The sequence below is a fragment of the Candidatus Eremiobacterota bacterium genome (genome assembly GCA_031082125.1).
Classification (GTDB): domain Bacteria; phylum Vulcanimicrobiota; class CADAWZ01; order CADAWZ01; family Ess09-12; genus Ess09-12.
The window spans coordinates 240,259-248,941 of record JAVHLM010000004.1 but is presented as its reverse complement, the minus strand read 5'-3'; the positions used below and the strand labels follow the sequence as shown (position 1 = coordinate 248,941).

Genomic DNA, 8,683 nt, shown 5'->3' with positions numbered 1-8,683 from the left:
TGCCGCCCTGCTGGCCGCCCTGCATCATACCGCCCTGCTGGCCGCCCTGCATCATACCGCCCTGCTGGCCGCCCTGCATCATACCGCCCTGCTGGCCGCCCTGCTGGCCGCCGGAATACCTGCCGGGCTGCATTCTTGGCGACATCTGCCCTTCCTGCTCCTCGCCCTGGCCTCCGTTCTGACCCTGGGCATTTTCATCAACGGCCACTTCCTTGAACTTAAGGTTCTCGCCGCCGTCGGATTTGAGATTCCATCCGATCCATTCATTAGTTCGGTCCACGGTGACTTCCTGGGGCTGCTGCATGTTACTCCCGCTTATAATCGAGAACTGACCTTCCGCAACGGGGAGGGTCAGTGACTGATCGGTCATTGATGCGACCGTGAGGGAGCCCTGGAAGCACTGTACCACTGTTCCCTTTGCGGGGTCCGTGCTGACGGCGAACACTCCTGTCGAGGCGCTTACCACGCCATCCTTGGTCATTATCTTGAGCTCCTTGAAGTTCTTCGAGTTGACCCACATCCTGCCATCAAGAGAGAACTCACCTATGAAATCATTCCCTGAGCCTTCGAGCCTGTTGACGGAGAGCACGGAAAAATCTGCCAGGCGGATGTTGCAGCCATCGCTTATGCTTACCACATTCTGCTTGGAAAGCATAGTGTTAAGCTGCATTCCTGATGCGATAACCATGTTGTCGGGAAGACTCTCCCAGCTCTTGGCTCCGGTCTTTTTCACTTTCACGTCACCCGCTTTATAGGAGAGCCTGCATTCATTGGAAGTGCCTCCTTCATGGGAGCCCGAGGACTTCTTGGAGAACTCCAGGTAGAGTCCCACTATGAGCGCCAGTCCAACCACTATGCCGAGAATGGTGATAATGAATTTCTTGGGATCTTTTTTCAGCTCAGGGGGGAGCTCTTCACTCATCATTTCATCCTCTTCCTGGGAAGGCGGTGTCATCTTTGAACGTGATGAGGAGGGAGCCGCTTCAAACTCTCTCACATAGTCACTTTCTTTTCTTGAGTCAGACTGGAAAGGTGCCCTGGAACGGCCGCCTACCGTCGAGAATGCCTGGGATTCATCTTCAGGTTCCTCCTGGGGATTGATATCCATCCGCCACCCGCTCCTGGAGCCCCCAGCCTTGCCGGGATCTTCTCCTCCCGGGCTGTCATCCTTTCTGTTCTTCTCTTCGTCCATAATGATATACCTCGCTCTCCAAGATTATAGAAAAGCTTCCCTTCGGTTGAATTGAATCCCTCCTTTGATTTTACCAGAGTCGCCATCCATGCGCAATAGGCATTCATGACCTTCCATGGGAATAATGTCGAAAAAAGAAAGAGATTATTCCCTCTTTCCCTGAAGGATGTTTTTCTCTTGTAATGAATTCAAAATTACATTATGGAAGCGCAGCAGACAAGAGAAGCGTCGAAGTGCAGCAGGAGAGTTCCCTGGTGGCCCTTCTTGCTCACCGCTGCAGCGATAGCCGCTGTTCTTGCTGGCCACGCATTCATACAGATCAGGAAGCAGCCCTTTTATCTTTATCAATCATTCACCTGGTCTCCAAGCGCCCTCTTCCTCTCCTACATAAGGATCCCCATGAACTCGATAGTGTCCGACGGTGATAAAAACCCTGTTTCCCATGAAATCTGGGTCGTAGAGCTGGTATCCCTGCAGGTCAAGAGAATCGCCCTTCTCAGCGGGGAAAGGGACTCGGTGAAGATCCTGGGATGGAGCAACGATGAAAACTTCATTTACACCGTGAGAGATCATGAAGGCAGGCCTGAGCTCTACCGGTTCCCTGCGGCAGACACCAGGGGCGCCATGAAATATAACCTTGAGCTTCCCTGCCTCAAGAAACTCTTTTATGACAGGGGATCGTTCTTCACCTTTCAGGATAACAGCGAGAGAGGCTGCAAGGTAATCGGCTCCATCCATGAGGATGATATGGCCTACCACGAAATAAAGATCTTCAGGACGAAGGCCAGCGAATCCCTGGATCTGGTCAATGCGAGGGTCTCGGCGAGCGGCGACTACTTTGCGCTTGGGATCTATTACTCCTGCGGCGAGCCTCCGGTGGGTAGCACCGTCCTGTGGCTTTACAATACCAGAAAGGGTGTGTTGAAAAAGACAGGCATAGAGTCTTATGGCAGGGATATGAGCATCGGGTGGGCTCCGCGCCAGGATCTCATTGCCTTGCGGGTCGTTGAGCCTACCGATGTTGACGAGTTTTCCTATCAGCTCTGCTTTTATTCCCTGGGCAAGGAGGAAAGGCTTGATAAGCTCAGCAACTCTGAGATCCGCAAGAGCTTCACGGTCTTCTGGAACTCACAGAACAGGCTTTTTCTTGTGATGAACGACTCAATCTACCTTATGCTGCTCAATAACGAAGGGCCCGTGGCAAAATCGCTTCTCAACTGGAGATCGTCAGGGCTGTCGCCCTTTGAGTTCGCCCTCTCGCCCGACGGGAGCAGGGTAGTCTTCAACTCCCGGAAGGCAAACGCCGAGATCAAGGATGATGTCTTTCTGATGAATATTGACGGCACCAACGTGAAAAGGGTCATAGAGCCGGAAGGGAGACGGGCTGTCGAGAGGAACCCCCTCTACCGGTTCGGCAGCCTCTGCGCAAGGGTGGTAAGCGATCTTTTCACACTGGTGACCCATGCCATAAAGAAAGGATAGACACCATGAGTATTCTTGAACAGCTTGACAAGGAATACAGGAAATTAATGCACTGGATGGTGAAGAACCCTGTCGAGGCCCTGGAGGCAAGGCGGGATTTCCAGGAGAGAGTGATAAAGAAAAGGTGTATCCATGGCGAGGAGCCCTTCAATCTCACTCTCATGCCCCTCTTCCTGAAAGAGAAATCCCATGGGCTTCTCAGGGATACCACCGAGCAGGCCGACAGGCTCATTGACAAGGTGGTGAAGCTTTATTTCAAAGATCCCTATGTCCATGACTATTTCCCTTACTGGAATATCCCCAAGGAATGGATTGACGCCGATCCTCTTTACCCGAAGCCCACTGTCATCAACCGCCACGATATCCTCTACGACGGGAAAAAGCTGAAATTCATCGAGTTCAATACCGACAATCCCGGCGGGATAGGCTGGACCGACCTCTACGAGGAGCTCTTCCGGGAGCACCCGCTTTATATGAAGCTGATAAAGGAATATGAAGTCAACAAGGAGAGAGCAATAGTCAAGGGCCTGATGGACGCAATTCTTGAGTGCTACCATGCCATGAACTTTTCAGAGCCTCCCCGTGTTGCCCTGGTGAATTTCAGGGGTCTGGCGGGAAATTATCCCGAATCAGAGATCGTGAGAGACTTTTTCACCGAGCACGGTATTGAGGCTACTATTACCGATGCGAGGGACTTCGAATTGAAGGAGGGAAGGCTCTTTGCCGGGAGTATAAAATACCCCATAATTATGAGGGCCCTGCGGGCCGAGTTTTACATGCGCTACCCCAGGGATCTCCGCGACTTCATCAAGGGCGTCACCGGCGGGGCCGCCTGCGTCATCAACTCCTTCAGGGCTCTCATAGGCTCCCACAAGACCATCCATTCATTTCTGTCAAACCCCCTGAATTCTCATTACTTCAGCGATAATGAGGTGAAGTTCATAAAAAAATATATCCCCTGGACGAGGAGACTCGATGAGACCGTGACCCTCTCCGTCGAAGGCGACGAGGTCATCCTGAGGTCCTATATGCTCGCCAACAGGGAGAAGCTTGTCATCAAGCCTTCCAGCGGGGCAGGCGGGTATAACGTGATGGTGGGCAAGAGCACCCCGGAGCTCAAGTGGAAGGAGACTGTCGAGGAGTACCAGGGCGACCCTTCATGGATTGTTCAGGAGTACATGGCCATACCCGAGATCAAAGTCCCTGTCATCAAGAAGAACAAGATAGTCATTGAAAGCAAGTTCTTCAACCTGAGCCCCTACTGCATCGGGGGAAAATACGTGGGAGTGCTGGGGAGGGTTTCCGCCAAGGATGTGATAAATATTTCGGCCGGCGGGGGAATCATCCCGGTGTTCCCGCTGAGAGGTAACGGGGAGTAGCCGAAAAGCCCCCTGTCAAATACAAGGATGGCGGCTACCTTGTTCTGCTGGTCATAATGAAAGGTTATTCCCTTCTCCACGTAAAGGGCCAGCTCGACGGACCTGGGATAGAAATCCTTTGTTCTGGCAGGCACTGTTTTCGCAGGCGCTCCCATGGCTTTCTCCACCTGGTCCCGCGGTGTGCCCACCTTGAAGCCGTCCTCAGTCTGATAGAGCTTCCCCTCAAAAGACGGCTTATCGGCCCCGATGAACTGAACAGCCCTGGTGAATGAGTTATACTGCACAATGATCCCGCGCTGCTCAAATTTTACCAGGACACCGTTCTGGACCTCCTTCTGCCGGTCAGGCACGCCGAGCACGGCCTGAACCTCGTCGTAGGACTGCCCTATCCGGAAGCTCCCAAAGGAAGTGCCGGGGACAAGAAGCCAGATTTTTTCGGCAGGGTACGCCCGGCCGGCAATGAGCAGGATGGCGATACCAGCGAGAATGAAGCTGCGAAACCTATTCAAAGTCATCGACTCCTCTGTCAAAAAATTGGGTGAGGAAGGTGCCAAAGCTTCTCGGAGTCTCCTGGGGCTCTTCAGGGGGAACCTTCTCCTCCGATTTCTCCGGGCCTTGCTCAGGCGGCTTCTCTTCAGGCTCCTTGGCCTTTTCTTCAGGTTCCTGAGGCTTTTCCTCGGGCTCAGGAGCTTTTTCCTCAGGCCCGGCCTCCCGGACTTTGCCCCTGCCCCTGGCTTTTCCGGTTTTCACCGTGGATGCTGCTGCCTCCCTGGGGACTTCTTCAGGTTTCTCCTCAATTTGTTCCTCTGGAGCTGGAGGAGGCTGTTCCTCCCGGGCGGGCTCCTGAGGCTCTTCCCTGGTAATCTCCTGTGCCGCGGGCTTTTCCTGCTCCAGATATTCCTGCGGCGCTTCAATCTCAGGAGTCACCTCTTCACCAGGCTTTTCCACGGGAGCCTTGCTGCTTGTTTCAGGCTCTCTGAAGCTTGAAAGCTTTACCTCTTTCTCATGCCGTGAGGCAATATGCTCCCTGGTTTTTTCCACCATTTCCTCTGCATGCTCAAGAGGCTCTATCCTGAGGCTCCTGATCCTTATATCGAGCGGGGAGTCTGATTCTGCTGTTTTTTTCTCGTTCTCATCGATGACCCTCTGCAGTATCGCCGTTGTCTCTTCACCCAGCACCTCCATGGAGGAATCCTGTTTCACCTTGTTAATCTCGCCCACAAAGAGGGCAATCGTATTTTCTGTATTGGCCCGGACTTCCTTGGAAGCGGCCTCGAAGCCTTTCCTTGATTCCTCGGCGACAATATCCCTCATCCGCTCGATCTCAGCCGATGCCCTCCTCAAAGCATTCTGGAATATGTTCTCCGAGATTGTGGAGAGGCGGCCGAAGATCTCTTCCAGATCTTTTGATGCCGCAGCGCGTGTGGAATCAAGTATATTCTGGGACTCAAGCTTAGCCTTATCAATGATGAGCGACTTCTCTTCCTCAACTTTCTGGAGTAACTTTTCTCTCTCCTTTTTAATTGTCGCTTTCACCTCGTTGACAATCTCCATGGACTCCGCTTCGGCAAGCCTGTGTATTCTCCCGCGCTCCTCCTCGGCCTTCTCGTATATCTTTTCCATAATAAGCCGCGCTTCTTCTTCAGCTGTCCGGATGATCTCTTCCTTCTTCTCCTCTGCCTCGAGGCAGAGGGCCTTTAATATATCATCGCCGTCATTCCGGGCTTTTTCGAGGATCTCTTCGCGCTCAGCCTTGGTTTTTTTCCTTATTTCCCTCTCGTATTCTTCGAGCTCAGCCTTCTTCTGCTTTGCCAGATCGTGAGCCTCTTCCTCGTATTTCAGTTTTTCTTCTTTCGCGGAAGCCATCATTGCCTCAAGGTTCTTCTTGGCATTTTTCTCTGCCTGCGCGATGATCGCTTCGGCCTGATTCTCCGCCTTGGAGATGAGGTCACGGGAGTGGAGCTCGGCTCTTCTGCGCTCGTTCTCAGCCCGGAGCTCGGCTTCCTTGACTATCCTGGCCTTGTCGCTCTCCGCTTCGTCGAGTGCCTTGAAGCGGAGCTGCTCAGCCTCGTCCTCGGCTATGCCTATTATGTTCTTATAGGCCACCTCCGCGTCGTTGCGTGCCTCTTCAACAATTTTGTCGGCCTCGAGAGAGGCGTTTTTAGTGGCCTCCTCCAGGATGAGCTCGGCTTCCCTCCTTTTCTGCGCGCACTCCTTTTCCAGCTCCTCGCGGACCTGTGTGGTAATCCTTTCCTTTTCTTTTGCCTCTGAAGCCCTGCTTTCAGCGATTATCCTCTCGGCTTCTTTATTGGCGTTGTCCCTGATCTCCTTGAGAATACGCTCCTGCTCCTTCTTCGCTTCAAAGAGCGCCTCGCTTCGTGCTTTCTTCAGAATAGTCTTCGCCTGTTCCTCTGCACCTGCAACAATCGATGATGACTTCGACTCAAGCTCCCTGACCGCATCCCTGGCCTTCTTCGCTTCGGCCTGCATGGCCTCGGCCTTGAGTAACAGGGCTTTCGCATCCTCCTCCGCCTTTTCAATGAGGGACTTTGCGTCGGAAGCCGCCTTCTCATGACGCTCCCTGTAATAGCTGTCAGCCTCATCCCTTTTCCTGCCTGACTCTTCTTCGGCACTGGAAAGAAGCTCCCTGGCCTGTTCCTCAATCTGGGAGGCGCTTTCCCTGACCAGGGCCATGGTAGCCGCTTCCTGCTCTTTTTCCCTGGCCTGCTCCATGATGGCCGAGGCGTCGGCCTTGAGGCTCTTTACCTCGTTCTCCGCTTTTTCCCTTATTCTTGCCGCTTCGGCCTTTGCTTTCTCAAGCTCTTCTTCAGCCTTTTTCTTTATCGACAGGATAATGCTCTCGGCCTTTGCCTTGGCCTCCTTGTATTCCTTTTCCTTGTCCTCCTGGGCTTTGCGGCGGATCTCCTGGGCTTCCTCGCTGAGCTTCCCGGCTTCTTCCCTGGCTTTTTCAAGTAAGCTCCCGGCTTCCTCTTCCGCACGGGTCCGCTCCTCAAGAGCCTGCTTTTTCAGTGCTTCGGCCTCTTCCCGCGCTTTCTTGAGAATATCGTGTGCCTCTTCAGAGGCTTCCGCCTTTTCCTGTGCTGCGGCAGATTCCTTTTGCGCGTCGGCAAGAGCCTTCTTGACAAGCTCTTCGCCCTGGTTCTTTGCGCCGTCTTCTATCTCTTCGGCTTTCTGGCGGGCCTTCCTGATTATCTCCTCAGCCTCGTGCTTGACCCGCTCAGCTTCATCAAAGATCTTCTGGACTTCCTCCTTGGCGCTTGCCTTTTCCTTTTCCGCGCTCTGCTTGAGTAATTTCAGCTCCTCCTTGGTCTTGTCCAGAAACTCCTGGGCTTTTTCCTTCGCTTTCTCAAGTATCGCCTGTGCTTTCTGCTTTGCTTTTTCAAGGTGCTTGTCTGATTCGGCGCCCTCTGCCTGGGCGCTTTCAGCGGCTTCTCTTTCCATTTCGGCAGCCTTCGCTTCAGCGGCAGCCTTCGCCTCAGCGGCAGCCTTCGCTTCAGCGGCAGCCTTCGCTTCTTCTGCAGCCTTCGCTTCTTCTGCAGCCTTCGCTCCCGAATCGGATTCTTCGATGAATTTCCTTGCCTTCTTTACCGCTTCTCCCTCTGAGGTCATCGTGAGAATCTTTTTGAACAGATCGAGGGCCTTATCTTTCTGGTTCCTTTCGGCAAGCAACTCTGCCTTTTCAAGATAAGCAGGGATGAAAAGAGGATTATCCTTGAGGACGGTATCGGCGCTCTTTTCCGCCTTATCCGCTTCACCGGCAGCTCTCCTGGCCTTGAGCAGCATGTAATGAATAAGGTAATGCTCGTTTATCTCGAGTGCTTTTTCAAAATCCGCTATGGCATCCTTATAGCTTCCCTTTGAGTGCTCAGCCTGCTGGTACAGTGCTTTTCCCCGGTAGTAGTAAGCCCAGGAAAAGCCTGAGTTTGCAGAGATCGCTTCAGTGAGTTCCTTGATTGCCTCTTTGTATTTCCCTTCCAGAAAAGCCTTCATGCCGTCAAGGTAATACTTGTACCATGCATCACGATTCTTAAGCTTCACATATATCTGTTTTACCAGCTTGTCGGTGACGGGTGAATCGGGAAAATTCCCGATGAAATCCTTGTAGCATTGAAGTGACTCTTCCTTGCTGCCGAGAGTCTGGTAGGATTTGCCAAGGGTAAGGAATATCTTCCGGGCCTTCTCCTCGTCATCCTCAAGCCTGAAGTCAATATCCAGGGCATGCTTGAGGTTGTTGATTGTTTCCTGCCAGTTCTGCTCCTTGAAATAATGAAAGCCAAGCTGAATATAGGGCTCGGTGTAACAGGGGTCGGCCTCAATGGCCTTTTTCATGAGGTCGAGATATTCTGATTTCTTGGAGGAACTTTCAATGGAAGAGGCTTGCTTGAGAAGTTCTTTTGCAGTTTCTCTCTGGCTCATCAGGTATTTTGGACCTTCTCTCTTGTTAGGATTGTCTTGATCTCTTTCTATACCTTCTTATTGTCCGGAAATGCCATAAAGACCTGGCAAGGACAGCGCAGATCATGTCGGCCTGCCATTCCCTGCCATCGGTCCTTTTTTCCACCACAGCATACCTGACAGCATCATCATAAACCTTTACTGAACACAAGGA

General features: G+C 52.6%; 4 protein-coding genes. 2 read left to right on the top strand and 2 right to left on the bottom strand.

Features of this window, described 5'->3' with window-relative positions; all coding sequences use genetic code 11:
* Positions 1–1,192: hypothetical protein (locus RDV48_06700; protein MDQ7822468.1), on the bottom strand; the 1,192-nt coding region annotated here is incomplete at its 3' end.
* A 399-nt stretch (positions 1,193–1,591) separates the two neighbouring features.
* Between RDV48_06700 and RDV48_06695 the strand changes: the two genes are divergently transcribed.
* Both RDV48_06695 and RDV48_06690 read left to right on the top strand, forming a co-directional pair.
* Entirely contained in the window at positions 1,592–2,674 is a 1,083-nt protein-coding gene (locus RDV48_06695; GenBank protein MDQ7822467.1) for a hypothetical protein, read from the top strand.
* Between the two features lie 5 nt (positions 2,675–2,679).
* The gene (locus RDV48_06690; GenBank protein ID MDQ7822466.1) at positions 2,680–4,053 is read left to right on the top strand and encodes a glutathionylspermidine synthase family protein; all 1,374 of its coding nucleotides are present in this window, start codon (positions 2,680–2,682) and stop codon (positions 4,051–4,053) included.
* 501 nt (positions 4,054–4,554) lie between these two features.
* Here the strand turns inward: RDV48_06690 and RDV48_06685 are convergent.
* Positions 4,555–8,490 (bottom strand): hypothetical protein, encoded by a 3,936-nt coding sequence (locus RDV48_06685; protein ID MDQ7822465.1) that lies wholly within the window; start codon positions 8,488–8,490, stop codon positions 4,555–4,557.
* Positions 8,491–8,683 lie beyond the last annotated feature (193 nt).